This is a genomic window from Caproicibacterium lactatifermentans, assembly GCF_013315815.1.
GTDB classification, from domain to species: Bacteria; Bacillota; Clostridia; order Oscillospirales; family Acutalibacteraceae; genus Caproicibacterium; species Caproicibacterium lactatifermentans.
Genome location: NZ_CP046051.1, coordinates 1072118 through 1098967, shown reverse-complemented (window position 1 = coordinate 1098967; position 26850 = coordinate 1072118). Strand labels below are relative to the sequence as shown.

Sequence of the window (26850 nt, the reverse complement as noted above, 5' to 3'; positions counted from 1 at the left end):
AAAAAGGAAGATACATTTCATCTCCTCTTTTTCGTAAAGAAAGGGCTGAAATGTATCTTCAATTTTTTTTGCTTTTCTGTTTACTGAGCCGGTCCTTTAGGTAATCAATCCGTCTTTCATGCGCACGAATAGAATTGAGTGCGCGGGCTAGTGTATCCGGTTCTTCGCTTTCATTGGCTTTAGCTTTTTGATAAAAAACTTTGATTTTTTTCAAACGTTTTGTGAATTCTTCAAGTTCTATTTCCAACGGAACTTTTTGTCCCAGCGTGTCGCCATAGATGGCAATTAACGTACGTTTGGCTTCTTCATAAGAAACACTGTCATTGTCCATGAGCGCCAATGCATGGACTGCTTTTAACAGGATCCGCTCTGCGGGCTCACCGACTTGCAGGCCCTGCATGATTTCATCTTTCAGCTGATTGGCTTCATCCAATTCTGACTTGCGTTCGGGTGTATTCTCTTCTGCCAAAGTGAGGTCCCCCTTTTGCCCTTTTATAACTTATAAACTAAAAAGTGCTTTTGCGAATTTCTCGTCATTCTTTTTACTGTTAAATGAATTAAACCATATTTGACGTGCATTTAAGCGAAGACTTGCCTGCATGGTAAATGAAGCACGGTGATAGTCTTGTAAGACCTGTGCAATCTGTTGGCTTTCAGGTTTGGCGGGCAGCAGATAGCCAATACCTGGATTGATGATTTCCGTGATAAAGTTTAATGTAGAAGCAGCGATTGTTGGTATACCATAAGAACAGGCTTCTATTACAAGTATAGCTTGCTTTTCATTTTGAGGAAAGGTTAAGTACAAATCAATCGAATGCGTTTGGAAATAGGCAGACCGTTCTTCCCCCGAGTGAAAACATTTTGTTTTCCATACAACATTGTCCGTATCAGACAAAAAAGAGCGACATGTTTTTTCTTGTTGCTCCAAAATATCCGCATCTAAACCGCAGTGACACCAGTGTATCGGAAAGTCTATGGAAGCTAAAGCTTGTGCGATTTTCTGCAGATGCAGCTCTGCATTTTCAGTGTAGTCCTCTGATAAAAGCTGCAAAGGTGTACCTTTTTTACCGGGCGGATTCAATCCGCGGTCCGGTACACCCATATAAGAAATTTTAATGTTTCCTCTTTTTTTAATATTTCTTTCTTGGCAGAATATGTCCCGACTGCCGCGGAAAGAAAAAGCAATCAGATTGAGATAAGGAAACATCCGCTGCTGAAAAAAACAGTTAGCCATAGCAAAGTCGGATTCCTGCACGCGCGTTGCAATTTTTAAATTTGGAAATCGTAGCTTTTCCAATACAAGTGCCATTGCCCCGATTCCATACCAATATGTATAGTAAACGCAATTCTCCCATGAAGAAAAGGTACCTTTCTTTTCCAGCCATCGGCGCAGCATTTCTGACTGAAACAAAAATTGGCGAATGTCTTCTTCGGACTGTTTTTGTGAACCTGATGTATTGTTTTCCTTTAAAAGCCGACGATAAATTGTCTTTGTCCGGTTTGGCAAAAAATAAAGCAACCGGTTTCCTCTTTTCTTCTGGCAAAAAGAAGATATAGGCAGCCCGCATAAATCCAGCCCATCCATCCTGCTGGAAGAGAACAAGGAAACAGAGAAACGCTGCTGTTCAGCAGCCAGCTCCGGCAACAGGAAAGGCAAGGCCCCCTCCTCTGCTGGGTTATGGTCAAGAAGTATCATTAGCTTTTTCATAGATATACTCCCTGCTGTTTCAGTTTTGTTGAATCTGCTGTTTAACAAGGGCAGTGTTGGGTGTCACATACAAAGTTTTTTGATTCACATAAATAACCATTCCAGGTTTGGCCCCTTTTGGCTTGCTGACATATCGGTCCAGCGTATAATCAACAGGGACCTTTGTGGCACTTTTTCCGCGGCTGTGATAAGCAGCCAGACAGGCGGCTTCCAGAATAGCTTTATCTGTCGGCGCCTTTCCGTCCGTCACAAGAATAACATGGGAACCCGGAATCTTTTGTGTGTGAAACCAAATGTCATTTTTGTGAGCCTGTTTCAGCGTTAGTTGGTCATTCTGCCGATTGTTGCGGCCAACCAGCACATGAAAACCGTCACTGGTCGTGAACTGCAGCGGTTTGGAGGCAATATCTTTCTGCCGCTTATTTTTAGGGCGACGGATATATCCCTCTTCCGCAAGTTCGGACCGAATCTCGTTTAAATCACACTCTTTTTCCGCGCGGGAAAGTTCCTCGAATACGGAATCCAAATAAGCAAGCTCAGCCTCTGCGTTTTGGATTTGCACGGTTAAGATGTCCTCTGCAGTACGTGCCTTTCGATAAGCCTTATAATATTTTTGTGCGTTTTGGCTTGGGGATAGCGCCGGGTTTAACTGAATGGTTACCAAAGGCTGCCCCTCTTCATAGAAATTTTCCAGGTGTACGCTCGTGCTGCCTTTTGAGATACGATAAAGATTTGCATTTAATAGGTCACCGCAGATACGAAGCTCATCGCGTTTGGCGCATTTTTTTAAATCAGCACGCTGATTGTTGATTTTGCGGCTGATGCGCTCGGTCGCCGTTGTAAGGATTCGAAGCAGGTCCTGGCTTTTGACATGCATACGTTCTATACGGTCCCTGTCACCGTAGAAAGAGTCCAGTAACTCTGAGAAACTGGATTTAATGGCACACTTTGCACGGTTACCATACTGCTGAATTGGTATGAAAGAAAAATCCAATGGCTTTTGTGGTCCAACTGCCATAGCAGGAACACCGGTCTGTTTGATAATGATTTCCTGTAGCCGCAATAATATATCCAGCAAAGCTGATTGCTGTGCCGGTGTCATTTGATGAATAAAGACATCTGCACCATGCCCAACGCGGAACTGAATTTCACGACAGACGACCGGTGACAGCCCCTGCAATGTGTGCAGCAGCGCTTTATGAAGCTGCATTTCTGCAGGGAGGGATTGTATTTGACACAATATCTGTTGTGGTGCTACTTCCAATAAACACAGCTTTTTTTGCGGCGGTGGTAAATGGTAGGTAAGGCCCGGCAGTACCAGCCGTTCCGAGCTCATTTCGGCGTCCACTCGTTTTAGAGCATCTATAATTTTACCATTCTCATCTATAAAAATAATGTTGCTATAGCGCCCCATGACTTCAATAGCTAAAGTGAGCCGTATGGTGTCACCAAGTTCGTTGGTCCCATCAAAATCAAGGAGCAATGCACGCTCAAGGCCGGGCTGACGAATTTGCACCAAATGTGCACCTGTCAAACGCTTACGCAGGAGCATGCAAAGCATTGGCGGATATTTTGGGTTTTCCGGCGTTTGCTTGACTAAATGGATGCGGGCACTGTTTGCGCGTGCAGAAAGCAGCAACTTTTGTGTACCTTCCCGACTGCGCATATATAGAAACAGTTCGTCGCGGTTTGGCTGATAAATGCGGTCTACTTTACAACCGAGCACGGATGTTTCCAATTCCTTTTTTAAATGATGCAGGTAGGCGCCGTCTAAGGCCATGCTTCTCCCTTCCCTTCTATATCAAAATACATGTTTAAGAAATGCAAACTGCAGGACTGTGCATGGTTTGGCTGATTACACAGTTTAATGCGGGAAAATGTATGGAAATACGCTGTATCAGCGGCTCCAAAACGACTACTTCCGTTTCATAATGTCCCGCGTCCACTAGCGTCAGCTGCAGCTGTTCCGCATCCAAAAGCAGGTTATGCTTGCTTTCGCCAGTGACAAAGCCCTCGCATCCGGCAGCAACCGCATCATACAGCAAATCTGTTCCGCCCCCGCTGCATAGGCCAACGATGCGAATTGGGCGCAGGCCATTTGTATAGCGCAGGCCACTACAATGCAGCTGTTGTTTTACCTGTGCGGCAAAGGCCGCTGGGGAAAGCGGGTGGTCAAGCTCCCCCATCAGAGCCTCTGAAAATCCGGGCCGGTATTCTTTTAGCGTATGTACGTTTTTTAGCTGCAACTGGCTGGCCAATGCGGTGTTTACGCCGCCTTCTGCCATGTCAAGGTTTGTGTGGGCACAGATGGCGTCGATTCCATACTGCGCCAGCAGATAAGGTGCAGACCCCTTTTTCAACTGACGAAGGGGATTAAAAATGACAGGATGATGACTGACAATTAATTGGGCACGTCGATTCTTGGCTTCTTCTACAACCGCAGGGGTAATATCCAGTGCAAACAGTACAGTCTGCACTGGCGTATTTCTGTCCCCTACCAATAATCCAGGATTATCAAAATCCATAGCCGACTGAAAAGGGGCAAAAGAATCAATAAAATTATAAATATCTCCGCTTGTCGTCATGTTTTCACTTCCTTTCCGTTTTCAAAGGCACATATCTTCTATTTTTTGCAGTGCGTCCACTAGGACTTTTGTCTGTGGCGAGTCCCCGCCGCGCAGTAAACCAAACAGCTTTTGTTGCAGATAGTGGCTCTGCCGCAGCAGATACTCCCGTTCTGCTGCGTTTTTTCCCGTAAGTGCACCTGTATAAATTTGTACGGAATCCGTTTCTTTACATTCCCGTGGGAGGTATCGATATTTCATCACTGTATAGACTCTGTGCTCATCGTAAACGGCTTCTTCCTGTAAAAGGGTGAATCCCCGCCCTGCCATTGCGGCGCGCAGATGAGATGGCTTTGTCATTGGCTGCAGAATCAAAAGCTTTTCCGGATGATACAGCCAAGGAGTTTCCGTAACGATTCTGGCAATCAAATCTCCGCCCATTCCGGCAATGACAATGTCCTCCACTTCCTGCGACTGAACAGCGCGCAGCCCGTCCGAAAGACGCGGCGTGATCAGTTTCTGCAGATGGAAGCGTGAAATATTTGATTTGGCGGTGGACAAAGGTCCTTCCCGCACGTCACAGGCAAGTGCAGAAATGATGCGGTTATGCAGGGCTAGCCAGATGGGCAGGTAGGCGTGGTCCGTTCCCACATCACACAAACGCGTGCCCTCCCGTACAAAAGAGGCACAAAGGTGCAGCCGCTCTCCCAGATGAATATCAGATTCTTTCATGCTTAGGCTCCAAAAGGAATACCGCCCGGAAACAAATGAAATACCGGACGGTAAAGTCAGTTTTTATTGTTCTGTGTTTTCCGCGTCATTTGTATCTGCCGGTTCTTTACCGGACAGATGCTGATTTAAGACCTGGACCAGTTCCTGCACATCTACGCCGTGGACGGCGCATGCCTGCGCCAATGTTTCGCCGCGGGAAGCAGGACAGCCAAGACAATACATACCCATTTGTAGGAAATAAGGAACGGTTGAATTGTCTGCGTCCAAGATGTCACCGATAATAGAATCTTTCGTTACGACCATTTTTCATCCTCCTTGTTTTAAAAAAGCCCCGGGAAAGTTCCCGAGGCAAAAACGCACATTGGAACGACTTCATTTTTTCCGCATTTTTTCAAAACATTCTTTACAGTAAACAAGTCGGCCCTCATGAGGCTGAAAAGGCACTTGTGTTTCTTTTCCGCAGTTTGCACATACAGCCGGGTACAATTTGCATGATGCCTGTGCATTATTTCTGCGCTTTTCACGGCATTCTTTACAGCGCTTAGGTTCATTGGTGAAACCTTTAGCTGCGTAAAATTCTTGTTCCGCTGCAGTAAAAACAAATTCTTTTCCACAATCCTTGCAGATTAGTACTTTATCTTCATACATAAGAAAATCCTCATAATATTTCGTTCAACAATGAATATTTAAAATTCAGAATGCTTTCTTAATTTCTGACGTACCCGTTGCAGTGCATTGTCTGCAGCCTTTTGCGTGATTTGCATTTTCTGTGCAATCTCCGCATAGCTGCATCCATTTAAGTAGAGATGCAAAGTCTTTTGTTCCATTTCGGTCAGCATATTCTGTATTGCAAAATGTACTTGCTGCAGACGTTCTTTTGATAAATACTGGGCCTCTGGGTTTGCAGTATCTGACGCGGAAAGATTGATTTCCTCATTGAGAGAAACAAACCCATCCAGAGGCTGATTACGCCCACATTTTGCGTTTCGGTATGCCATTAAAATGCGATTATGTATGCAAATGCTGGCATAGGTAGAAAAGCGGCTTCCCTTGTCTGTACGATAGGTACAGGCCGCCGTATACAGTCCCCATAAGCCTTCCTGGTAAAAATCATCATGGTCTAGGAAAGTACCATGAAAAGGAGCGGATTTTGCACGAATCAGCTCCACATACCGTGCGGTTAATTCCACAAAAGCATCTGAATTTCCTTCTTTTATAAGAGAAGAAAGCTGTGCATCTGTATATGCAGATAATCTTTTTTTCTCGGATTTCGCCTTATCAATCATTACAGACCGCCTATCCAAGTACTTTACGCTTATTTTACAGCATCCATAGTGGGAAGTCAAGGGAACGAAGCAATACAGGAATCCTAAGAAAAAGCGAACATATAAAAAAATAACATTTTTACAAAAAATGTCGTATAATAACTAATAAAATGATAGTGAAAGATTGCAATAGCAGATAAAAACCGTAAAACCACAGGGAGGTATGTTATGGTTTCGCAGGTATATAGTATGGGATTGTATGGAATGGACGCTTTTCCGGTTTTAGTAGAATCGGATATTTCCCGGGCACTTCCCTCTTTTGATATTGTTGGACTGCCGGACGCTGCTGTAAAAGAATCTAGAGACCGTGTGCGGTCAGCAGTGAAAAATTGTGGATATACTTTCCCAGAAGGAAAAATTACAGTCAATTTAGCCCCTGCTGATAAGCGCAAGGAAGGGCCAATTTATGACCTTCCCCTGTTTATCAGCCTACTGTGTGCTTCTGGACAGATGTCGGCAAATTTGGAGGGCTGCGCTTTTTTAGGAGAGCTTTCTCTTGGCGGAACTTTGCGTCCTGTCAGGGGCGTCTTGCCCATGACCATCGGGGCGCAGGAAAGCGGTTTTCAGCGTATTTTTCTTCCGGCAGAAAATGCAGCAGAAGCGGCGGCTGTAGCGGGAATCTCGGCGTTTCCGATACATAATGTTATGGAACTGATCAGCTTTTTGGCCGGACGCAAGGAAATTATGCCAGCAAAGCCTGCTCCGGTTCAGTTGGACGCTTTTGACCACACTTTGGATTTTGCTGATGTGCGTGGTCAGGTACAGTCTAAACGCGGACTTGAGATTGCTGCTGCAGGTGGACATAATGTTTTGCTAATTGGTCCGCCTGGTTCTGGCAAAAGTATGCTGGCAAAGCGCCTGCCGTCCATTTTGCCGGATATGACTTTATCGGAAAGAATGGAAACGACGAAAATCCATTCCATAGCAGGTGCTCTGCCGCATGAGACATCTCTAATTAGTTCTCGTCCTTTTCGGGCGCCTCATCATACAATTTCACCCTCTGGATTATCTGGAGGTGGTTCTATTCCGCGGCCAGGAGAACTTTCCCTTGCACATAACGGTGTGCTGTTTTTAGATGAATTACCGGAATTTGCAAGGAGCACGATGGAAGTTTTGCGGCAGCCGATTGAGGATGGCGTGGTGACAATTTCGCGTGTCAGCGGCACGGTGACGTACCCCTGTTCCGTTATGCTCGTGGCTGCGATGAACCCCTGCCCCTGTGGTTATTTCGGACATCCCACACGCAAGTGTACCTGCAAGCCAGACCAGGTAAATCGCTACCTCAATCGTGTAAGCGGCCCCCTGCTAGACCGGCTTGACCTGCACATAGAAGTGCCGCCAGTTGATTTTGAATCGCTGTCAGGTGAACAGAAGGCAGAACCCAGCGCCGAGATAAGAAAGCGCGTAAACGCGGCGCGTGCGGTGCAGAACGAGCGCTTTAAGGGCACAAACATCACCTGCAACGCACGCATCACACCGGACATTCTAAATGATGCCTGCCGCCTTTCCCCTGCTGGTAAAGCGCTGCTGAAGGCAGCGTTTGAGAAGCTAGGCTTGTCGGCCAGAGCCTATGACCGTGTGCTGAAGGTAGCACGCACAATAGCTGACCTTGCAGGCTCTAAAGATATTGAAGCGGAGCACGCCGCCGAGTCGGTACAATACCGCAGCCTTGACCGCAAGTACTGGGAGCGGCGGTAATAGAATATGAAAAAACGACCTCCTGTAAGAGGGAGGCCGTTGTCATATCTGGACGGTATTTTTACGCTTACTGTCAGTCATTTTAAAACAGCTGCTTTTTAATAATTGGTAATTTTCGTGGCGAAGTTCAAAGAAACTTTGTGAATAGCCACAGACCGGTCAAACATTCAGCGCTTTTAGGCCGGCTACAATCTTTTCTGGATTCTTTACAGCTTCATATTCATAGACTTCCGTAATACTGGCGGTTGGATATAGATGGATTCCAATATATAAATTTTAGTTTTCCTTGTATATTATGCTGCAATTTGCTACAATTTAATTGTGCATTTATTTAATCGATAGGAAAATTCTATCGGACTGGTTCGCAAACTTCCCAGGATAAAAAACCAAGTATCTCTTTGCTTTTTAAGCAAAAATATAATAAAAGGAGATTGGAGAATGAATGCAAAAAAAGTAGCCGCAGTCTGCCGTTTTGTTCCCCGACATGCAAGTCCTTATGTCCGTCAAAGGATTTTCCTTTCGGAGGGTAGCAGATGAGAAAGTTGGGTCCCTTCAAAATCTGTGTCATTGTGTTAATGGCTGTAGTCAACGTGATTGGCGCCAACATTGCTCTGGTTACGCGGCTTCCTATTTACCTTGACAGTATCGGCACCGTCATGTGTGCTGCCTTATTCGGACCTGCTTGTGGGATTGTCTCCGGCGTGTTGGGCAGCTTTACTTGTGGAATCACAACAGACATTTATTCGCTTTATTACATACCGGTACAATTTGCCACAGGTTTCTTTTCGGGCATGATTTTCAAGAAATGCAGGCCTCATGGTTGGGATATTATACTGAAGGCAGCCTGTGTTTCTATTCCGGCAACAGTAGTAGGTTCTGTTATTACTGCTTGTGTCTTTCACGGCATTACGTCTTCTGGTTCTGCATTGCTTGTACAGCTTTTGAATAAATGTGTCGGCATGAATTTGACACTGAGTATTTGCTTGGTGCAAGCACTGACAGATTATGCCAACTGTGCTGTAAGCATTGTTGCTGCCTGCGCAGTTCTGAAAGTTTTACCGGTTCAGATTAAAGATGCAGTAAGGAGAAGCAATATCAGTAATGGAACGATATAATCAGATTACAAATAAGAATATGCGTGAAATTGTCTTGCTGAAAGCGCATCCCTGTGCATGGGGAAAATGTCGCTTTTGTGATTACATACTGGATAATTCTAAAAATAAAATGGAAATGCTAAAACTCAACCATGAAGTCCTATCCCATGTGACAGGGAAATTTGGTGTTTTAGAAGTAATCAATTCCGGCAGCTGCTTTGAGCTTCCGAGAGAAACACTGGCCGAGATACGCAGTATTGTTCAGAAAAAACATATTCGTCGATTGTTTTTTGAAGCACATTGGATGTACAGAAATATGCTTCAAAAAATGCGGGATTATATGGGTGTGCCTATTACGTTCAAAATCGGTGTGGAAACATTTAACAACGATTTTCGAGAACAATATCTAAACAAAAATGCTGATTTCAGCAGTGCCGAAGAAGTTGCACAATATTTTGATTCCCCATGCCTAATGGTAGGCATCAAAGGGCAGACACGGGAAATGATTGATTATGATATCAAGATGCTGAAGAAATACTTTCAACTTGGTACCATCAATGTCTATACCAACAATAGTACAGATGTAAAACGTGATGAACAATTAGTATCATGGTTCCGCAAAAAATATGCCTGTCTGGATGAGGACCCATCTGTTGAAGTCTTGTATGAGAACACCGACTTTGGAGTTGGAGATTAGAAATACCATACAGCAGAATTTATACAATTAGCTGCAAAAAAGCATCTTCTTCCCTATGAGGGTGAAGCGCCTATTTGCGGCTTTTATTTTTTGCCATGATAATTTTCCTGCTGTTGTTACAATATAAAAATAAGTTTAATTTTTTACTTTCCTGTTTCGTTTTGCTATAATGGAACTAATAAAAAACGTTTCACGTAACACGTAAGCAGAATGAGGATTGGAGAAAATAATGACACAGAAAAAAGAAACTTTGTGGATTACACAGACAGCAGTTTGTATTGCATTGCTGGTTGGCCTGCAGGCAGCAACGGCACCTCTTGGCAGTACCATCTTAACGGGTTCTATCGTAAATTATTTACTGGTAGTTTCCGTTATGCTCTGTGGAGTTCGTTCTGGCTGTATAGTAGCAGTGGTGTCCCCTATTGTGGCAAAGCTTTTCGGCATTGGTCCTTTGTGGGCGTTAGTGCCTTTTATTATGGCGGGCAACCTCGTACTTGTTTTGCTGTGGAGCTTGATTGCAAAAAACGAATCCTCTCGAAAGTTTTTTCGAGGGGCCGCCGCTGTTGTCCTTTCTGCTGTAGGAAAATTTCTTGTATTATATTTTGGCATTGTGAAGCTGGCGGTTCCGTATATCCTAAAACTGAAGGGCACAAAGGCAAATGTGATTTCTATGATGTTTTCCTATCCGCAGCTTCTTACAGCGGTTATTGGAGGCATTGTAGCAGCTTTGACACTTCCGCTTCTGAAAAAAGCGATTCATACGCATACGGCATAAATGTTATTAAAGTGGAATCAGCGTAGCTCTTTTGTATGGCAGAGATAATTATGGGAATGCGGGCGGCATTATCTGCATTCTCGTTTTTAAGGCGCTTTTTTGGGAAGCAGGTTTTACGATGTTTCCTGTACACGAAAGATAAAGAACAGAAAATTTCTATTTTACAGAAAGGCACAGCATGAATGTATTTGATATATTAGGTCCTGTGATGATAGGTCCCTCCAGTTCTCATACCGCAGGTGCCGTAAAAATCGGTCTGGTTGCACGTCAACTGTTGGGAGATACGCCGAAAAAAGCAAAAATATTGCTGCATGGCTCCTTTGCCAGCACAGGGGTTGGACATGGAACAGATAAAGCGATTGTTGCCGGACTTTTGGGAATGCAGCCTGATGACAAGCGGATTCCAGACAGCTTTGCGGCCGCAAAACAGCAGGGTCTGGATTTTTCTTTCGATACGATTCATTTGCGCGGTGCGCACCCAAACACGGCTGTGCTTACTTTGGAAGATGGAAAAAAGCGCAAACTGGAAATTGAAGCGGCCTCTCTTGGAGGTGGCAGGATTCAAGTTCGTAAGATTGATGGAATTGATACGAACTTTTCCGGTGAATATAATACGCTGATTGTGCACAACCTGGACCAGCCTGGTCATGTTGCACAAGTGACCACTATTCTCGCTCAACGCAATGTGAATATTGCAACCATGCAGCTTTACCGCAATGTGCAGGGCGGGTATGCTGTTATGGTCATTGAGTGCGACCAGCCTATACCGGAAGACTTAGTGGACTGGCTAATGAAGCTGGACGGCATTATTAAAGTTTCTTATATCAATGTAAAACAGTGAGGAGCAGCAATATGGCTTATGATTCCATTAAAAAGATGCTGAAAGATGCACAGGAGAAAAATTTGCCGCTTTGGAAAGTTATTCTTCAGGAAGACACGGCGTCACAAAACGGAAGTGAAGAAGCTTCCATGCAGAAAATGTTGACGTTATGGAAAACCATGCAGACCACTACCTGCTCCTATCGTTCGGAAGAACGTTCTCACAGCGGATTAGTTGGCGGGGACAGTGCCCGTGTCAGCGATGCTGCTAAAAAAGGCAAACTGATTGGTGACGCATTCCTCAATGAAATGATTGCGCTGGCACTGCAGATTAGTGAGTGTAATGCCTGCATGAAACGTATTGTCGCTGCTCCAACGGCTGGTTCTTGTGGAGTGCTGCCTGCTGTTCTTATACCACTTGCAAAGAAAGAAAACCTGCCAGATACAGTTATGATACAGGCACTGTATATTGCGGCAGGTTTTGGAGAAGTTATCGCACAAAGGGCTTCGATTGCCGGTGCATTCGGCGGGTGTCAGGCGGAAATTGGTACAGCGTCTGCTATGGCTGCTGCTGCGCTGGTTTGGTTAAAAGGCGGCAGCGCCGAACAGTGCGCACATGCCTGTGCAATGGCCTTGAGCAATCTTTTGGGGCTGGTCTGTGACCCGGTAGCTGGATTGGTGGAAGTTCCGTGTGTACAGCGAAACGTAACTGGAGCATTGAATGCAGTGGGAGCTGCCAATATGGCATTGTCCGGTGTCATTTGTCATATACCGGCAGATGAAGTGATTGACGCTATGGGAAGTATAGGTGACCAGATGCCAACTTCTTTGCGGGAAACAGGAAAAGGCGGTCTTGCCGCCACACCCACGGGGCAAAAGATTGCAGAAAGGCTTACAGATAAAACAATATTATAACATTATAACGTTTACGGAAATTCGTTACTTTCCCTGAAAAGCAGGCAGCATTTTGCGCAAATATTGTCCGGTATAAGATTCTGGCACAGCTGCCACTTGCTCTGGTGTGCCCTGTGCTACAATGTTTCCTCCGGCATCTCCACCCTCAGGGCCAAGATCAATAATCCAGTCGGCTGTTTTGATTAAGTCCAAATTATGCTCAATAACAACGACAGTATTGCCGTTGTCCACTAACTTTTGCAGGACGTTAATCAGGCGATGTACATCAGCCATATGGAGCCCCGTTGTCGGTTCATCCAGAATATAGATAGTTCGGCCTGTAGGCCGTTTGCTTAGTTCTGCGGCCAGCTTGACTCGCTGCGCCTCTCCACCAGAAAGCGTTGTGGCAGGCTGGCCGATTTTAATGTATCCCAATCCTACTTCTTCCAATGTTTGCAGGCGCCGAGCAATACGCGGAATAGCCTGAAAGAACGTAAGTCCCTCTTCAACTGTCATTTCCAGTACATCGTAAATGGACTTCCCTTTGTACTTGATTTCCAGTGTTTCTCGATTATAGCGCTTTCCATGGCAGACATCACAGGGTACATAAACATCCGGAAGAAAATGCATTTCTATTTTAATGATTCCGCCGCCCTCACAAGCTTCACAGCGGCCGCCTTTTATATTAAAGGAAAATCTGCCGGGTGTATATCCACGCAGCTTGGCGTCCTGCGTACTGGCATACAGGTTACGGATATCTGTAAACATACCGGTATAAGTGGCAGGATTAGACCGCGGCGTACGGCCGATAGGACTTTGATTGATTTCAATCACTTTATCCAGTGCAGACAAGCCACGGATTTCTTTGAACTTTCCAGGGTGCAGTTTTGCACCGTTCAGCTGGGCAGCAAGATATTTGTATAGAATTTCATTGATAAGTGAAGATTTTCCGGAACCGGAAACGCCAGTGATACAAACGAATTTTCCGAGAGGAATGTCTACATTGATATGCTTTAAGTTGTTTTGTGCAGCACCAATAATGGACAGCTTTTTGCCGTTGCCTGGCCGACGTATGGAAGGGACCTCAATTTTTCGTTTTCCACTCAAGTATTGTCCTGTAATGGAAGCTTCACAGTTTACGATGTCTGCCGGAGGTCCGTTGTAGACGACTTCTCCTCCGTGAATGCCCGCACCAGGTCCAATATCCACCAGATGGTCAGCGGCGCGCATTGTTTCTTCATCATGTTCAACGACAATGACGGTATTTCCAAGGTCACGCAGATGCTTTAAAGTCGCAAGCAATTTAGCATTGTCACGCTGATGCAGGCCAATGCTTGGCTCATCAAGAATGTATACAACGCCCATCAGGGACGAGCCAATCTGTGTAGCCAAACGGATACGCTGGCTTTCGCCTCCAGAAAGTGTGCCTGCCGAGCGGGATAATGTCAAATATCCCAATCCTACGCTTTTTAAAAAAGTCAGACGGGAACGTACTTCTTTTAAAATCGGTTCGGCGATTAGCTTTTTGCGTCCGGTCAGTTGCAGCGTATTCAGAAAGTCCAGTGCCTGTAGGACCGACAAGCTGCAGAGCTCTGCAATATTCTTTCCGCCGACGGTTACGGCTAGGCTCATGGGGTTCAGTCGGTTTCCATGACAGGCATCACAGGGAATGGCACTCATGTAGGATTCGATTTCTTCTTTAATCCAGTTACTGCTTGTATCCCGAAAACGCCGCTCAAAATTTGGAATAATTCCCTCAAATGTGGCCATGTATTTGCTGTGCCCAAAATTAGTATCCCGTTCCACCTCTATTTTTTCTCCTTTGTTTCCAAACAGGAGAATATCTACGATTTTTGGTGACAAATCAGCAATCGGTGTATCAAGGGAAAAATGATAGTGTTTAGCAAGACCTTCCAAATACATAGAAGCAATCGAGTTTCCCTCCATTGCCCAGCCGCTGCCCCGAAGGCCACCTTTTCGGACGCTCAGCGATTTATCCGGAATAATCAGGTCCGGGTCAATTTTCATGAAAACGCCAAGCCCAGTACACTTTGGGCAGGCACCGGAAGGGCTGTTAAAAGAAAACATCTGCGGTGTCAGTTCGTCAATTCCAAGACCGTGTTCCGGACACGCGTAGTTTTGACTAAACAAAATATCGTCTTGTCCATTCGGGCTGATGACAACCAGACCTCCGGCCAGCGAAGCTGCTGTTTCTAAACTATCCGCCAAACGGGAACGTATTTCTGGTTTTACCATCAGTCGGTCTACGATAATGTCAATCGTATGCTTTTTGTTTTTTTCAAGCACAATTTTTTCAGATAAGTCGTATAGAATACCATCTACACGAGCACGGACAAAACCGCTTTTTCGTGCGGACTCTAGCTGTTTGGCATGTGTTCCCTTGCGGGCACGCACAACTGGGGCCATCACTTGAATTTTCGTATGTTCTGGCAGCTTTAGAACTTGGTCTACAATTTGGTCAATCGTTTGCTGCTGAATTTCTCTGCCGCATATGGGACAGTGTGGGGTACCGACGCGGGCATACAAAAGACGCAAATAGTCGTAAATTTCTGTTACCGTTCCAACCGTAGAACGAGGATTTTTAGATGTTGTTTTTTGGTCTATTGAAATAGCAGGAGAAAGTCCGTCTATAAAGTCAACATCCGGTTTTTCCATTTGTCCTAGGAACTGACGTGCATAAGAAGAAAGAGATTCCATATAGCGCCGCTGACCTTCTGCATAAATAGTATCAAAAGCCAGGCTGCTTTTTCCTGAACCAGACAGTCCCGTAAAGACAATTAGTTTATCACGTGGAATTTTCAGATTGATATTTTTTAGATTGTGCTCTCTAGCACCCTTAATAAAAATTGTTTTGGACGGCATGTCATTTTCCTCTCTGCAGGGTTTTGATGCGGTCACGCAAGGAAGCAGCGCGCTCAAATTCCAGCATCTTTGCTGCTTCTTTCATTTCTTTTGTCAGGCTGGAAATTTGTTCTTCCCTTTCAATCGGGGACAGATTCCTTTGTACTTTCTTTTTGGATTTCTGCTTGCCGCGACCTGTGGAAATTTCCAGCACATCCGCCACTTTTTTCGTGATGGTTTTCGGTGTAATGCCGTGTGCCTGATTATATGCTTTCTGCAAAGTGCGGCGGCGGTTCGTTTCGCGAATAGCAGCCTCCATACTAGGTGTTACGGAATCGGCATACATAATAACGTGCCCTTCCGCATTTCGTGCGGCACGGCCAATCGTCTGGATAAGGCTGCGTTCACTGCGCAGGAAGCCCTCTTTATCGGCATCCAAAATGGCGACCAAACTAACTTCTGGAATATCCAGTCCTTCACGCAGCAGGTTGATGCCAACCAAAACGTCGAACTTTTCGAGCCGCAGGTCACGGATGATTTCCTGCCGCTCAACGGTATCTATATCGTGGTGCATATACCGGACACGAAGTCCTATGTTTTCCAGATATGAAGTCAAGTCCTCTGCCATTTTCTTTGTCAGTGTTGTGACCAGAACTCTCTGATGTTTTGCTGCACGCAAGTTAATTTCAGAAATCAAGTCATCAATTTGTCCCTCTGTCGGTTTTACGTCAATTTCCGGGTCCAGCAGCCCAGTGGGGCGAATGACCTGTTCAACAACTTGAGATGCGTGTTCCAACTCAAAGTTTCCTGGTGTTGCGCTGACAAATACGACTTGATTGATATGCTGATAAAACTCTTGAAAATTCAGCGGCCGGTTATCATAGGCACTGGGAAGCCGAAAGCCAAAATCAATCAGATTCTTTTTTCGTGCCCGGTCCCCGCCATACATACCGCCAACCTGCGGCAGCGTAACATGAGACTCATCTACAAACATTAAAAAGTCGTCTGGGAAATAGTCCAGCAGGGTAAACGGAGCGCTGCCAGCGGGACGGCCGGACATAATACGTGAATAGTTTTCAATACCTTTGCAGAAACCAATTTCCTGCAGCATCTCCATATCATAAGTTGTACGTTCGCGTATCCGCTGCGCTTCAATCAATTTACCATGTGATTCAAAAAATTTGACACGGTCCTCCATTTCGGCCTGTATAGAGGAAATGGCGCGCTGCATCTTTTCACGTGGAACAATGTAATGGGAAGCTGGATAAATGGCAACGTGTTTTAAATCCGCTTTCCTCTCCCCAGTCAGAGCGTTCAGTTCACTGATACGGTCTATTTCATCCCCAAAAAATTCTACGCGAATGATTGTGTCATTGGAGTAAGATGGGAATATCTCGACAACATCACCACGTGCACGAAATTTGTTTCGTGTCAGTTCTATGTCATTTCGTTCATATTGTAGTTCTACCAGCTTTTTGAGCAGTTCATCCCGCTCCTTCTGCACACCCGGACGCAGTGAAATGACCATGCTGCGGTAATCAATTGGATCACCCAAAGAATAGATGCAGCTGACACTGGCGACGATAATAACATCCCGCCGTTCACACAGCGCTGAAGTTGCTGAATGACGAAGTTTATCGATTTCATCATTGATTGCGGAATCTTTTTCTATATAAGTATCCGTTTGCGCAATATAGGCTTCCGGCTGATAGTAATCATAGTAGGAAACAAAATACTCTACTGCATTGTTTGGAAAAAAAGTGCGGAATTCTGAACACAGCTGCGCTGCCAGTGTTTTATTGTGGGCCAGCACTAGCGTAGGACGGTTGACCTGCGCAATAACATTTGCCATGGTAAATGTTTTGCCGGAGCCAGTCACTCCTTTTAATACCTGCTCTTTATCGCCTTCCTGCAAACCATTTACCAATTGATTGATTGCCTGTGGCTGATCACCAGTTGCCTGATACGGAGAAACAAGCTGAAAATTCATGGCCTTTTTTCCTCCTTTGTGCTTTCTGCAACTTTATACTGGCAATTCTCATACTTTTCAGTAGATAGTATGTATTGAAAATAACCGCTTTGCTTTAAGGAAAGATAATCTTTCTGCGAAATAATGAAATGGTCAACCAACTGTACGTTTACGTTTTTTAAGGCTTGCGCAATCAGCTGTGTTGCTTCCAAATCCTGAACAGAGGGCAAAATTTCCCCGCTAGGATGATTATGTGCCAAAAAAGCAAACACAGCATCGTACCGAACTGCTTTCTGCACAATTCTACGAACATAAATGTTTGCTGTCGTAGCGGTTCCTTCACTGACTTCGTCACAAAACAAAACCTGATGTCGTGAATTCAGCAGCATAAGCAATACGCATTCCTGCTTTTTCCCAATAAAGCGGCTCTGCAAATAGGCTGCTGCATCGTTTTCTCCGGCAATTAGCTGTACATCTTTTTGCTGACTGATTTGATAACGCCGATAAATATCCGGCAAAATTTTAAGAAGTAAAGCAGCATTTTCACCAATTCCTTTTACTTTTAAAAGCTCTTCTTCCGGCGCATCCAGTACACCGGCCAGTGAACCAAAGCGTTCTAGCAGTCGATGCGCCAGCGGATTGGTGTCCTGATAGGGAATTGCATAAAACAGCAGCAATTCCAATACTTCATGGTCGGCAAACCCATCCAGCCCCTCCCTGCGGTAGCGTCCCCGCAGACGCTGACGGTGGCCATTGTGTAAATTTTCTGTTTTCCCCGCCATGATATTCAGCTGCTCCTTTTTACTGCTTTCGTGAGTTCCATTATACACGAAACGATGCAATTTGAAAAGGCTTTTTCGAAAGGATGTTCTGCTTTTTACCGATGTGTATCACTCTTTCCCTTTCATAGAGAGTATGATATAATAAAATTGATTTTAACAGTGGATGAGGCAATTTATGAAAACCATAACAATTCAAAAAAATGATGCTGGACAGCGGCTGGACAAGTTCCTGACCAAAACATATCCAAATTTGCCGCAGTCTATGCTTTATAAAGCGGTCCGTAAAAAGGATATCAAAATAAATGGGAAGCGCTGCAACCAGTTTTCTGCCCGCCTGCAGGAAGGAGATGTCCTTTCTCTCTATTTAAAAGATGACTTTCTGCAACAGGAGCCGGAATCCTTTGATTTTTTAAAGGCCCCTACGAAACTAAATATTCTGTATGAAGACAGCAACCTTTTGCTGCTGGACAAAAAGCCCGGTTTAATTGTACATCCGGATATACACTACCATTTCGATTCTCTAATTGCCCGTGTACAACATTATTTGTACGATAAAGGAGAATACAATCCACATGACGAACATAGCTTTGTTCCCGCATTGGTCAATCGAATTGACCGCAATACAGGGGGCATTGTTATGGCAGCCAAAAACGCAGAATCACTTCGCATTTTGAACCAGAAAGTAAAAGACCGTGAACTGCAAAAATTATATTTGTGTCTGGTACATGGTCATCTTCATCCAAAAGAAGCAATTCTGAAAGGTTATCTTACAAAAAATGAAGAACAGAACCGTGTATATATTTCAGCGCACCCTACTGCAGAATCAAGGACGATTCGGACAAAGTACCGGGTCCTGCAAGAAAAGAAAAATTGTTCTTTAGTGGAAGTGGACTTGCTGACAGGCCGCACACATCAAATACGGGCCCACATGGCGAGCATGGGACATCCGCTTTTGGGGGATGGAAAGTATGGAACCAACGCAGTCAACCACGCCTGTGGATTTCGGTATCAGGCCCTTTATTCTTATCGCCTGAAGTTCTGTTTTACCACGGATGCCGGTATTTTATCATACTTAAATGGGGAATCATTCCAGGTAAAAGACATTTGGTTCCTTCCGATTTTTCAGCAATGGCCCTAAGGAGCAAGTATGGATAAAAACTATGAATTATTGGGACTGCAGCCTGGATGTAGTAAAAAGCAACTGAAAAAAGCTTATCTAACTGCAATTCAGGAACTGGAAGATGATAACTTAGTTGGTGAACAAAAGTTGTCAGAAGCTTACAGAATGATTAAAGCAGAGCTCAAGCACGGCAATATCAAAAAAAAGCCGCGTGGATTTTGGAAAACTTCCAAAAAGACACGGGCATATTACACAGGTCCGCATGGCAGTGCAGCTGCACGCAGTGCCTTACGGCGTTTCGGGCTGCGTGATTTACTGTGCGCTATTTCTATTGTCCTATTATCTTGGCTGCTGTATTTTTTTTGTGAAGCTGTTACCCTCAACATTTTTCCTTCCAGTCAGTATCCCCTGCTTGCAAAAACGTTCAGTGGCCGCTTAGTGGCGGCTGTCGTTCGTCTGATTGCGTATATTGCAGCATATATTTTTTATTTTTATTATTTTTTGCTGCGAAAAGTAAATGGCATGCGCCGTTTGCGGCATGGTTTTGTTTTTGGTTTTTTCATTTTACTAATTTGTTTGTCCGTACCGCAGAATCAACTTTTTAATACCGGTATGCTTTTAAGCGATGTTTCAGCCATGAAGGAGAATCACTTTTCTGTTGTGCGGAATATTATACTGGAAGATTCCCCTGTACAGACAAATAATACTTTTGGCGATTTATATACGTACAAAATAAAGAGCAGCAGTGAATCTGTTTATATTCCAAAGCAACTTTTGGAGGATCCAAATGGAAAAGTCCACCAAGCTTCGGTTGCTTTTTTGCCGCATTCTCATGCGGCGGCAAAAGTGGATGTGCGTGCAACAGAGCATAAGCTGATAAGTTGTATTGGAGATTGCTTTTATATTGATTTAAAAGGAAATACAGATATAAAAAGTTTGTATTTGCAACGGAGCAGCAAAACGTTGGTAATTGAGCCAAAGACAGAATCATCTGAAAAGTCAAATATTATCCATGTCAATCTCGGCACCATTCCATTAAAAAATGCTTCTGGTAAGCAGACTGTCAATACTATTTCATCAGATAATATAGCTGCAGCTTTGCTGCCAAATGGAAAACTTCTTCTTGCTTTTTCTGCCGAAGACTCTACTGGCCAATATAAATGTGTTGCTGCTGTTATCCAACAGAAGACCGGACAGATTGTAAGCAGTTGGCAGCTAAACGGTGAATTTGTCTACAAGCTTTATTCCTGCAGTGGCAGATATTATATTTTCACGCAGTCACTGGTTGAAAATTCATTTACGGAACGTATGTATGCTTTACAGCTATATGACCCAGCAGCAAACCGTATTGTTTATACAGCAGATAAGCAGTACACACTTCCCTATTCTCCTCATATCGCAAACTTTGCAGAGGACGGTGTATGGATTTCCAAACACAGCAACGGCGCCAGTCCGATTGGTAAATTTTCTGTGCCGCAAATGTATATGAAATAACAAAGCAGAGGCTGCAAAGGGATATCCCTTTGCAGCCTCTGCTTTATGTGTCGGACTATTCGGTTAGGTGTTATGGTCCACCTGATGAAATTGCTTTAAATTTCCCGCTTTTTGGGTACGCTTGTCCAATTCTGTCTTTACATCGTCCAGCGTAATGTTTTCGTTAACCATCATTACTGTCAGATGATACAATAGGTCAGAAATTTCCCCGACAGTATCCTGTTTGATTCCGTTTTTGGCGGCGATAATAGTTTCACTGCACTCTTCCCCTACTTTTTTCAGGATTTTATCCAGTCCCTGATCAAAAAGGTAGCAGGTATAAGAACCTTCCTGCTTTGCGTTTTTTCGGCTGACAACGGTCTGATATAAATTTTCAAATGTATCATTCATCGTTCATAACCCCCATTATTTTCTGAAAGAAACAACTATGGTGCCCTGTGTGACAGGCCGCACCGGTTTGTATAACGGTTATTAGGAGAGTATCGTCATCGCAGTCGCCGTACATAGAAATAACTTTCTGCAAATGTCCGGAAGCAGCGCCTTTATTCCACAATTCCTTTCGGGAGCGGGACCAGAACCACGTATATCCGGTTTCCAGTGTCTTTTGCAGCGATTCCCGATTCATATAAGCAAGCATCAAGACTTGCCCTGTTTGGCACTCCTGTATAATCGCAGGAATCAACGGTCCTTTTTTAAAATATTTATCATAGTCAAAGGTTTGCAAATCAGGTTTCATCTTCTTGCCCTCCCGCCGCATACAATGCATCTTCCAGAGTTAATGAGCCGGCGTACAGTGACTTTCCGCAGATAGTGCCATATAGTCCAAGTTTTCGCAGGGCCTGTATGTCCTCCCGATTGCGAACCCCACCGCTTGCTATGACATTACAGGAAACAGACCGATTGAGTGTATCAAGCATTTCTATATTTGGGCCGGAAAGCATACCATCGCGCGAAATGTCTGTAAAAATTAATGTTTGCGCACCGAGCTGTTCCATTTCTTTGGCAAAGTCCAAATACGAAACAGAAGAAGTATTCAGCCAACCTTCTGTTGCAACCATACCATTTCTTGCGTCGATTCCAATGGCCACTTTTTCGACGTATGTGCGAATGGCTTCCTTCGCAAAATCGTGATTTTCCAGTGCTGCCGAACCCAGAATGACGCGGGAGACTCCACCATTCAGATAATACGCAATGGTTTCCATTCGGCGAATTCCACCGCCAACTTCTACTTTCAAATTTGTATTTTTAACGACTTGAAAAAAGAGCGGCGCATTTACCGGATGTGCATCCTTTGCACCATCTAAGTCGACCATGTGCAGCCATTTTGCGCCGCTTGCTTCAAAAGCTTTCGCTGTCTGTAAAGCATTTTCTGCGACCTGTTGTGCAGTTGCATAGTTTCCGCGCTGCAAACGAACGCAGCGGCCGTCTTTGATATCGATTGCAGGAAAAATCAGCATGGTTTCGTCAATCCTTTGCTTTTCTGTATTTTACAAAACGCCTTTGGTCGAAAGAGTTCCTTCCCGCAAAGCAGTTGCCTGCTGTAAGGCATGACCTAAAGACTTAAAGATGGCCTCAATTTCATGGTGTGCATTGCTGCCGTACAGGACACTGCAATGCAGTGTGATTCCTGCATGATAAGCAAACGCGCGCAGGAATTCTTCTGTCATGCAGGTGTCAAAATTGCCGACACGTTCCTGCTGAAAATCCGCATGAAAGACCAGGAACGGTCGTCCGCTGATGTCTAGGCTGGTAAAAGCGAGTGCTTCGTCCATAGGAATATAAAAAGAGCCATAGCGGGCAATATCACCTTTATCACCAAGAGCCTTCGCAAAGGTTTGTCCCAACACGATACCGGTATCTTCTACCGTATGGTGGCAGTCTACGAAAAGGTCCCCTTCCGCGTGCAGCTGCAGGCCAAATCCGCCATGAACAGCAAATGCAGTAAGCATATGGTCAAAAAATCCAATTCCAGTTGAAAGGTTGACTGAACCACCGTCTAGATTAACTTCTGCGGTGATTTTTGTTTCTTTTGTTTTTCGCGTGACAGATGCAGAACGCATGATTAGCCTCCCTTTTCTAAAGTGGATTTTTTATGAAAAAATGACTCCATAACAGCCAGAAATGCTTGATTTTCAGCCGGCGCTCCAGCCGTTATACGCAGAAATCCGGGGAACTGCCGCGCAGAAATTCCACACTCCATCAAATAGGTATACAGTTGTTCAGCTTCCGGAAAACGGAATGTCACAAAGTTGGTACAGCTGCGGTACAGCTGAAAAGCACCCGGATAACGAAATAGGATTTCTTCAATACCATGCAGCAGAGAATCTCTGGACTGCTGTATCTGTTTGATATGGCTTTGCAGACATTTCTTCTCACCCAGCACGAGTGCGCCAATTTCCTGTGTCAGACTATTGACATTATAAGGTGACTTTGCACTATGCAGAAGGCCAGTCAGTTTTTCGTTGGAAACAGAGAATCCCAAACGGAGCGCAGCAAGGCCCATTTTGGAGCAGGTCTTTAGGATAACCAGATTATCATAACGAGATTCCAGCCCCAGAACAGATTGTGTCTGTTCCCAGAAATCCATGTATGCTTCATCAACAACGGTCAAAACATCAGGCAGGGATTCGATAATCTGCACCACCTCCTCCCGGGTGAAACCAAGGGAAGTTGGGTTGCAGGGGTTACTGAAAAGAAGCATTCTTGCGTTGCTTTTCTTTACCGTATCGATTAGTTTTTGCGGCGTAATAGAGAAGGAGTTCCCTTTTACTGCTTCTACATCATTTGTTTCAGCCAGTTTTGGATAAAATGTGTACATGGAAAAATCCGGTGCGGTGGTAACGATTGTTTCGCCTTTCATCAGGAAGTTTGAAATTAGGAGGCTAATGAGTTCATCTGAACCGTTTCCAGCTGTAACATGTGTTGCATTTACGCCGTAATAGTTACCGAAAGCTTGACAGAGGTCCGCCGCATAGGGATCCGGATAGCGGTTAAATGCTGTATTCTGTACTGCATCAGCTGCATCTTGAATCAATTGGGGCGTAAGGTTTAGAAAAGATTCGTTGGCGTCCAGATGAATGACACCAGTGATTTCCTGCGTAGGTACGTAAGGCTTCAGTCCCCTTAATTTCCCATTTATCTTGTAAGCCATTCTCGGTTCCTCTTATTTTCTTACTTGAATACTGTTGGCGTGCGCTGTCAGGCCTTCCGTTTCAGCCATTTTAATAATATCATCACCGGCAGAAGCCAGAGCATCTTTTGTATAGTAAATAAAACTTGACTTTTTAATAAAACTGTCCACTGAAAGCGGAGAGAAGAAACGTGCTGTTCCGCTGGTTGGAAGGACATGGTTTGGACCGGCAAAATAATCGCCGAGAGGCTCCGGTGCGTAGTTGCCAAGGAACACGCTGCCGGCATTGTCTATTTTCCCAATAAATTCAATAGGATTTTTTGCGCATACTTCCAGATGTTCCGGTGCAATGTCGTTCGCAAACTCTACGGCTTCATCGAGTGTCTTGCATAAAATAACGGCGCCAAAGTGGTCCAGTGAATCTTCGATAATATCTTTTCGGGAGAGTTTTTCCACTTGCCGATAGATTTCTGCAACCGTAGCATCTGCAATTTTCTCACTGGTTGTCAGAAGAACGGCGGAAGCCAAACGGTCATGTTCTGCCTGGCTCATCAGGTCAGCGGCTAAGTACACAGGGTTTGCTGTTTCATCAGCAATCACTAAAATTTCACTGGGCCCCGCCACCATGTCGATGCCGACTGTGCCGTACAGCTGGCGCTTTGCTGTGGCAACATAGATATTGCCGGGACCAACAATTTTGTCTACCTTCGGAATGGTTTCTGTTCCGTATGCAAGCGCCGCGATTGCCTGAGCACCGCCGACAAGAAAAACACGGTCCACATCGGCCGTCAGTGCGGCAGCCATAATATTAGGGTTCGGTTTTCCGTCTTTTCCGGGCGGTGTGGCCATAATCAGTTCTTTTACGCCGGCAATTTTTGCAGGGATTGCATTCATCAGAACACTGCTGGGGTAAGCGGCTGTACCGCCGGGAACATACAGTCCCACTTTTGACAATCCACGGATACGCTGTCCCATCATAACGCCGTCGGGCCGATTCTCAACCCAGCTTTGCTGTTTTTGCCTTTCATGAAAGTCGTGGATATTAGTGGCCGATTTTTTCAGTGCAGAAAGGAATGCAGGGTCACAGCCAGCTGCCAATTCTTCCATCTGATGATGGCTAACTTCAAAAGAAGCGGGTACGGAACCGTCAAATTTCATGGTATAGGCTTTTACGGCAGCATCCTTATCTTTTTTGACATTTGCAAGGATTTCCGCTACGGCGGAATCTACCTGCCTGCCAGCAGCTTCACTGCGTTCCCGAAATTTTTTGACGAAGTCATAGGCAACGGCACCGCCCTGTTTTACAACTTGTATCATTGTGCTTCCTCCTTAGCCTGTTCCATACGCGCGGCCAGACACTCGATTTCCACTTTTCTCAGTTTTAAACTGGCTTCATTTGCAATCAGCCGTGCGGAGATGTGACAAATAGTATCAATAACGGCAAGGCCATTTTCTTTTAACGTCGTTCCGGTTTCCACAATATCGACAATCGCATCTGCCAAACCGAGCAGGGGTGCAAGTTCCACACTACCTTCTATTTTGATAATCTGTACATCCATTGCCTTACCTTCAAAGTAACTGCGGGCAACATTTGGATACTTACTGGCGATCACTTTGGTATGATACCCGGTGAAGAAATTTCTTCCGGTAGGTCCGGCCAATGCGAAGCGGCATTTTCCAAAGCCAAGGTCCAGCAGCTCGTAAAAACTGCCGCCGTGTTCCAAAATAGTATCTTTTCCTACAACGCCAAGGTCGCATACCCCATGTTCTACATATGTAATTACATCGGCGGCTTTGGCCAATACAACCTCTATGGAGCCATCACCGATTGGAAGAATCAGTTTTCTACCCTTGTTGTGTACATTGTCACAGTTCATGCCAACCTTTTCTAAAAGCGCAACGGTGTCATCTTCCAATCGTCCTTTTGTCAATGCAATCCGCAGCGGTTTCATAAAAGCACCTCCGATATACGTGCACCAACAACGTCGAGTCGGCAAATGCCCAACGAACGGGCATACGCTTCCGCTTCTTCTCTCGTCTCGGCTACACTGGTTTCACAGCGCAGGCCCTGATGTGTCAGTGCCCGTGCATGGGCCAGTGCCTTTATGGAATATCCATTTTCGCCATACACCAAAACTTGAGCCGCAGGCGGTGCATTATAATGACCTTTTGATAATGCAATCCGGGTCAATGCTTCTACGTCAATACCAAATCCAATCGCAGGCATTGGGCAGTGAAAACGGGCCAGTAGATTATCATACCGGCCGCCAAACAGAATCGAATCACCATATCCTTCTGTGTAGGCAGTGAAAATCAAATCGGTATAATAGTCATTGCGCTGTACTAATCCTAGGTCAACGATTACATGACTGCCAAGTCCAAGGTCCTGTACAGCATGATAGACTTGGTGTAGATAAGAAAGGGTTTCCAGTGCCGCCTTTGTTGGGCAAACCTCTTTTGCCTGCTGAAATACCTCTTCCCCGCCAAACAGCCGCGGCAGCTGCCGCATACCGCTGACGGCCATAGTTTGTGGTAGTGAATCCAAAATAGTATCCAGCGCAGCATAATTCTTAGTTTCAATCGCACACCGGATATCTTCCCGTTCTTCTTCAGAAATAGGAAGCTGCCGGGCAAACTCACGGAAGAATCCTGCATGACCGAGTTCCAAACGGAAATCCGGGCAACAGGAAGAGAGAGCCTCTACGGCTGTGGTTAGTACCTCCAAATCAGCCCGAATGCCGGAGGCACCCATCAGTTCAATACCAGCCTGTGCATTTTCATCCAATCGTCCGGCCAGGCCAGGATTGCTCCGATAAACGGGCTGATTATAGAACAGCCGAATCGGCAGCTGATGATTCTGCAAGCGGGTTGCGACCAGTCGGGCAATTGGCAGTGTAGAGTCAGGCCGCATAACAATTAACCGGCCGCGACGGTCTGTCATCTTGTACATTTCTTCTGGACTAATACCAGAAGCGTCCGGGTCAAATACATCATAGTATTCCAGGCATGAGGTCATTACTTCGTTATAGCCACGTGTGCGGAAAGCAGACGTCAGTTTATTTTCTACGGCCTGGCGTGCCAGGCACTCCTCGAACAAGAGGTCATGTGTGCCTTCAGGCGTGATTAAATTGTTCTTTTTCATACCAATCACTCAGTCCTTACATCGTCTGTGCTTTATCGTGCTAAT

At 45.0% G+C, this 26850-nt stretch carries 27 protein-coding genes and 1 riboswitch; of the genes, 8 read left to right on the top strand and 19 right to left on the bottom strand.

Annotated elements, in window-relative coordinates:
• Positions 1-58 precede the first annotated feature (58 nt).
• The 8 genes from GJQ69_RS05305 to GJQ69_RS05270 form a co-directional block, all read right to left on the bottom strand.
• Positions 59-469, bottom strand: coding sequence for a hypothetical protein (locus tag GJQ69_RS05305; RefSeq protein ID WP_086035723.1), 411 nt, complete (start codon positions 467-469; stop codon positions 59-61).
• A 30-nt stretch (positions 470-499) separates the two neighbouring features.
• Positions 500-1708: a glycosyltransferase family protein gene (locus tag GJQ69_RS05300; RefSeq protein ID WP_086035724.1), complete on the bottom strand. Its 1209-nt coding sequence runs from the start codon at positions 1706-1708 to the stop codon at positions 500-502.
• A 19-nt stretch (positions 1709-1727) separates the two neighbouring features.
• Positions 1728-3488, bottom strand: a complete 1761-nt coding sequence (locus tag GJQ69_RS05295; protein ID WP_086035725.1) for an Rqc2 family fibronectin-binding protein — start codon at positions 3486-3488, stop codon at positions 1728-1730.
• Positions 3489-3522: 34 nt separating this feature from the next.
• A complete protein-coding gene (locus GJQ69_RS05290) occupies positions 3523-4293 on the bottom strand; it encodes a Nif3-like dinuclear metal center hexameric protein (RefSeq protein ID WP_174193186.1) in 771 nt (256 codons plus the stop codon).
• Positions 4294-4314: 21 nt separating this feature from the next.
• On the bottom strand, positions 4315-5004 hold the full coding sequence (locus GJQ69_RS05285; protein ID WP_086035727.1) for a class I SAM-dependent methyltransferase: 690 nt from the start codon (positions 5002-5004) through the stop codon (positions 4315-4317).
• A gap of 63 nt (positions 5005-5067) precedes the next feature.
• On the bottom strand, positions 5068-5307 hold the full coding sequence (locus GJQ69_RS05280; protein ID WP_086035728.1) for a DUF1858 domain-containing protein: 240 nt from the start codon (positions 5305-5307) through the stop codon (positions 5068-5070).
• A gap of 69 nt (positions 5308-5376) precedes the next feature.
• Positions 5377-5652: a zinc-ribbon domain containing protein gene (locus GJQ69_RS05275; RefSeq protein ID WP_086035729.1), complete on the bottom strand. Its 276-nt coding sequence runs from the start codon at positions 5650-5652 to the stop codon at positions 5377-5379.
• Positions 5653-5690: 38 nt separating this feature from the next.
• On the bottom strand, positions 5691-6290 hold the full coding sequence (locus GJQ69_RS05270; RefSeq protein ID WP_086035730.1) for a sigma-70 family RNA polymerase sigma factor: 600 nt from the start codon (positions 6288-6290) through the stop codon (positions 5691-5693).
• Between the two features lie 207 nt (positions 6291-6497).
• Here GJQ69_RS05270 and GJQ69_RS05265 point away from each other — a divergent pair, with 207 nt between their 5' ends.
• The 6 genes from GJQ69_RS05265 (at position 6498) to sdaAA (ending at position 12327) form a co-directional block, all read left to right on the top strand.
• Positions 6498-8027 carry a YifB family Mg chelatase-like AAA ATPase gene (locus GJQ69_RS05265; RefSeq protein WP_174193176.1) on the top strand — a complete coding sequence of 510 codons (1530 nt, stop codon included), beginning with the start codon at positions 6498-6500 and terminating at the stop codon, positions 8025-8027.
• 351 nt (positions 8028-8378) lie between these two features.
• Positions 8379-8423: riboswitch (PreQ1 riboswitch) on the top strand.
• Positions 8424-8560: 137 nt separating this feature from the next.
• Positions 8561-9142, top strand: a complete 582-nt coding sequence (locus GJQ69_RS05260; protein ID WP_086035732.1) for an ECF transporter S component — start codon at positions 8561-8563, stop codon at positions 9140-9142.
• The gene (locus GJQ69_RS05255) at positions 9129-9818 is read left to right on the top strand and encodes a radical SAM protein (protein WP_086035733.1); all 690 of its coding nucleotides are present in this window, start codon (positions 9129-9131) and stop codon (positions 9816-9818) included. Before GJQ69_RS05260 ends, GJQ69_RS05255 begins: the two co-directional genes overlap by 14 nt.
• 229 nt (positions 9819-10047) lie before the next feature.
• Entirely contained in the window at positions 10048-10593 is a 546-nt protein-coding gene (locus tag GJQ69_RS05250; protein WP_086035734.1) for an ECF transporter S component, read from the top strand.
• 178 nt (positions 10594-10771) lie between these two features.
• Complete coding sequence (gene sdaAB / locus GJQ69_RS05245; RefSeq protein ID WP_086035735.1) at positions 10772-11434, top strand: L-serine ammonia-lyase, iron-sulfur-dependent subunit beta; 663 nt, start codon at positions 10772-10774, stop codon at positions 11432-11434.
• Between the two features lie 11 nt (positions 11435-11445).
• Positions 11446-12327 (top strand): L-serine ammonia-lyase, iron-sulfur-dependent, subunit alpha, encoded by an 882-nt coding sequence (gene sdaAA, locus GJQ69_RS05240; RefSeq protein ID WP_086035736.1) that lies wholly within the window; start codon positions 11446-11448, stop codon positions 12325-12327.
• Positions 12328-12351: 24 nt separating this feature from the next.
• On the opposite strand, the gene uvrA is transcribed toward sdaAA, so the two are convergent.
• The 3 genes from uvrA to GJQ69_RS05225 are packed head-to-tail and all read right to left on the bottom strand — an operon-like array spanning position 12352 to position 17919.
• A complete protein-coding gene (gene uvrA / locus GJQ69_RS05235) occupies positions 12352-15189 on the bottom strand; it encodes an excinuclease ABC subunit UvrA (RefSeq protein WP_086035737.1) in 2838 nt (945 codons plus the stop codon).
• A gap of 1 nt (position 15190) precedes the next feature.
• Positions 15191-17158: an excinuclease ABC subunit UvrB gene (gene uvrB / locus GJQ69_RS05230; RefSeq protein ID WP_086035738.1), complete on the bottom strand. Its 1968-nt coding sequence runs from the start codon at positions 17156-17158 to the stop codon at positions 15191-15193.
• On the bottom strand, positions 17155-17919 hold the full coding sequence (locus GJQ69_RS05225; protein WP_174193174.1) for a JAB domain-containing protein: 765 nt from the start codon (positions 17917-17919) through the stop codon (positions 17155-17157). Before GJQ69_RS05225 ends, uvrB begins: the two co-directional genes overlap by 4 nt.
• A 175-nt stretch (positions 17920-18094) precedes the next feature.
• Here GJQ69_RS05225 and GJQ69_RS05220 point away from each other — a divergent pair, with 175 nt between their 5' ends.
• Positions 18095-19057 (top strand): RluA family pseudouridine synthase, encoded by a 963-nt coding sequence (locus tag GJQ69_RS05220; protein WP_086035740.1) that lies wholly within the window; start codon positions 18095-18097, stop codon positions 19055-19057.
• 9 nt (positions 19058-19066) lie between these two features.
• A complete protein-coding gene (locus GJQ69_RS05215; RefSeq protein ID WP_086035741.1) occupies positions 19067-20533 on the top strand; it encodes a J domain-containing protein in 1467 nt (488 codons plus the stop codon).
• Between the two features lie 63 nt (positions 20534-20596).
• On the opposite strand, the gene hisE is transcribed toward GJQ69_RS05215, so the two are convergent.
• From hisE to hisZ, 8 genes are read right to left on the bottom strand one after another with little or no spacing between them, the layout of a single operon-like run.
• Positions 20597-20923 (bottom strand): phosphoribosyl-ATP diphosphatase, encoded by a 327-nt coding sequence (gene hisE / locus GJQ69_RS05210; protein ID WP_086035742.1) that lies wholly within the window; start codon positions 20921-20923, stop codon positions 20597-20599.
• Positions 20916-21269 carry a phosphoribosyl-AMP cyclohydrolase gene (gene hisI / locus GJQ69_RS05205; protein ID WP_086035743.1) on the bottom strand — a complete coding sequence of 118 codons (354 nt, stop codon included), beginning with the start codon at positions 21267-21269 and terminating at the stop codon, positions 20916-20918. Before hisI ends, hisE begins: the two co-directional genes overlap by 8 nt.
• Complete coding sequence (hisA, locus tag GJQ69_RS05200; protein WP_086035744.1) at positions 21259-21990, bottom strand: 1-(5-phosphoribosyl)-5-[(5-phosphoribosylamino)methylideneamino]imidazole-4-carboxamide isomerase; 732 nt, start codon at positions 21988-21990, stop codon at positions 21259-21261. The genes hisI and hisA overlap by 11 nt, the downstream gene beginning before the upstream one ends.
• Before the next feature lie 30 nt (positions 21991-22020).
• On the bottom strand, positions 22021-22593 hold the full coding sequence (gene hisB / locus GJQ69_RS05195) for an imidazoleglycerol-phosphate dehydratase HisB (RefSeq protein ID WP_086035745.1): 573 nt from the start codon (positions 22591-22593) through the stop codon (positions 22021-22023).
• Positions 22594-22595: 2 nt separating this feature from the next.
• A complete protein-coding gene (locus GJQ69_RS05190) occupies positions 22596-23684 on the bottom strand; it encodes a pyridoxal phosphate-dependent aminotransferase (protein WP_086035746.1) in 1089 nt (362 codons plus the stop codon).
• Between the two features lie 12 nt (positions 23685-23696).
• Complete coding sequence (hisD, locus tag GJQ69_RS05185) at positions 23697-24980, bottom strand: histidinol dehydrogenase (RefSeq protein ID WP_086035747.1); 1284 nt, start codon at positions 24978-24980, stop codon at positions 23697-23699.
• Positions 24977-25615: an ATP phosphoribosyltransferase gene (gene hisG / locus GJQ69_RS05180; protein ID WP_086035748.1), complete on the bottom strand. Its 639-nt coding sequence runs from the start codon at positions 25613-25615 to the stop codon at positions 24977-24979. Before hisG ends, hisD begins: the two co-directional genes overlap by 4 nt.
• Positions 25612-26805 (bottom strand): ATP phosphoribosyltransferase regulatory subunit, encoded by a 1194-nt coding sequence (hisZ, locus tag GJQ69_RS05175; protein WP_174193172.1) that lies wholly within the window; start codon positions 26803-26805, stop codon positions 25612-25614. The genes hisG and hisZ overlap by 4 nt, the downstream gene beginning before the upstream one ends.
• Positions 26806-26850 lie beyond the last annotated feature (45 nt).

Excerpts from the sequence above, each read along its gene's own strand:
- GJQ69_RS05300 (WP_086035724.1), bottom strand. The coding sequence starts at position 1,708 with ATGAAAAAGCTAATGATACTTCTTGACCATAACCCAGCAGAGGAGGGG.
- GJQ69_RS05295 (WP_086035725.1), bottom strand. The coding sequence starts at position 3,488 with ATGGCCTTAGACGGCGCCTACCTGCATCATTTAAAAAAGGAATTGGAA.
- GJQ69_RS05290 (WP_174193186.1), bottom strand. The coding sequence starts at position 4,293 with ATGACGACAAGCGGAGATATTTATAATTTTATTGATTCTTTTGCCCCT.
- GJQ69_RS05285 (WP_086035727.1), bottom strand. The coding sequence starts at position 5,004 with ATGAAAGAATCTGATATTCATCTGGGAGAGCGGCTGCACCTTTGTGCC.
- GJQ69_RS05280 (WP_086035728.1), bottom strand. The coding sequence starts at position 5,307 with ATGGTCGTAACGAAAGATTCTATTATCGGTGACATCTTGGACGCAGAC.
- GJQ69_RS05275 (WP_086035729.1), bottom strand. The coding sequence starts at position 5,652 with ATGTATGAAGATAAAGTACTAATCTGCAAGGATTGTGGAAAAGAATTT.
- GJQ69_RS05270 (WP_086035730.1), bottom strand. The coding sequence starts at position 6,290 with ATGATTGATAAGGCGAAATCCGAGAAAAAAAGATTATCTGCATATACA.
- GJQ69_RS05265 (WP_174193176.1), top strand. The coding sequence starts at position 6,498 with ATGGTTTCGCAGGTATATAGTATGGGATTGTATGGAATGGACGCTTTT.
- GJQ69_RS05260 (WP_086035732.1), top strand. The coding sequence starts at position 8,561 with ATGAGAAAGTTGGGTCCCTTCAAAATCTGTGTCATTGTGTTAATGGCT.
- GJQ69_RS05255 (WP_086035733.1), top strand. The coding sequence starts at position 9,129 with ATGGAACGATATAATCAGATTACAAATAAGAATATGCGTGAAATTGTC.
- GJQ69_RS05250 (WP_086035734.1), top strand. The coding sequence starts at position 10,048 with ATGACACAGAAAAAAGAAACTTTGTGGATTACACAGACAGCAGTTTGT.
- sdaAB (WP_086035735.1), top strand. The coding sequence starts at position 10,772 with ATGAATGTATTTGATATATTAGGTCCTGTGATGATAGGTCCCTCCAGT.
- sdaAA (WP_086035736.1), top strand. The coding sequence starts at position 11,446 with ATGGCTTATGATTCCATTAAAAAGATGCTGAAAGATGCACAGGAGAAA.
- uvrA (WP_086035737.1), bottom strand. The coding sequence starts at position 15,189 with ATGCCGTCCAAAACAATTTTTATTAAGGGTGCTAGAGAGCACAATCTA.
- uvrB (WP_086035738.1), bottom strand. The coding sequence starts at position 17,158 with ATGAATTTTCAGCTTGTTTCTCCGTATCAGGCAACTGGTGATCAGCCA.
- GJQ69_RS05225 (WP_174193174.1), bottom strand. The coding sequence starts at position 17,919 with ATGGCGGGGAAAACAGAAAATTTACACAATGGCCACCGTCAGCGTCTG.
- GJQ69_RS05220 (WP_086035740.1), top strand. The coding sequence starts at position 18,095 with ATGAAAACCATAACAATTCAAAAAAATGATGCTGGACAGCGGCTGGAC.
- GJQ69_RS05215 (WP_086035741.1), top strand. The coding sequence starts at position 19,067 with ATGGATAAAAACTATGAATTATTGGGACTGCAGCCTGGATGTAGTAAA.
- hisE (WP_086035742.1), bottom strand. The coding sequence starts at position 20,923 with ATGAATGATACATTTGAAAATTTATATCAGACCGTTGTCAGCCGAAAA.
- hisI (WP_086035743.1), bottom strand. The coding sequence starts at position 21,269 with ATGAAACCTGATTTGCAAACCTTTGACTATGATAAATATTTTAAAAAA.
- hisA (WP_086035744.1), bottom strand. The coding sequence starts at position 21,990 with ATGCTGATTTTTCCTGCAATCGATATCAAAGACGGCCGCTGCGTTCGT.
- hisB (WP_086035745.1), bottom strand. The coding sequence starts at position 22,593 with ATGCGTTCTGCATCTGTCACGCGAAAAACAAAAGAAACAAAAATCACC.
- GJQ69_RS05190 (WP_086035746.1), bottom strand. The coding sequence starts at position 23,684 with ATGGCTTACAAGATAAATGGGAAATTAAGGGGACTGAAGCCTTACGTA.
- hisD (WP_086035747.1), bottom strand. The coding sequence starts at position 24,980 with ATGATACAAGTTGTAAAACAGGGCGGTGCCGTTGCCTATGACTTCGTC.
- hisG (WP_086035748.1), bottom strand. The coding sequence starts at position 25,615 with ATGAAACCGCTGCGGATTGCATTGACAAAAGGACGATTGGAAGATGAC.
- hisZ (WP_174193172.1), bottom strand. The coding sequence starts at position 26,805 with ATGAAAAAGAACAATTTAATCACGCCTGAAGGCACACATGACCTCTTG.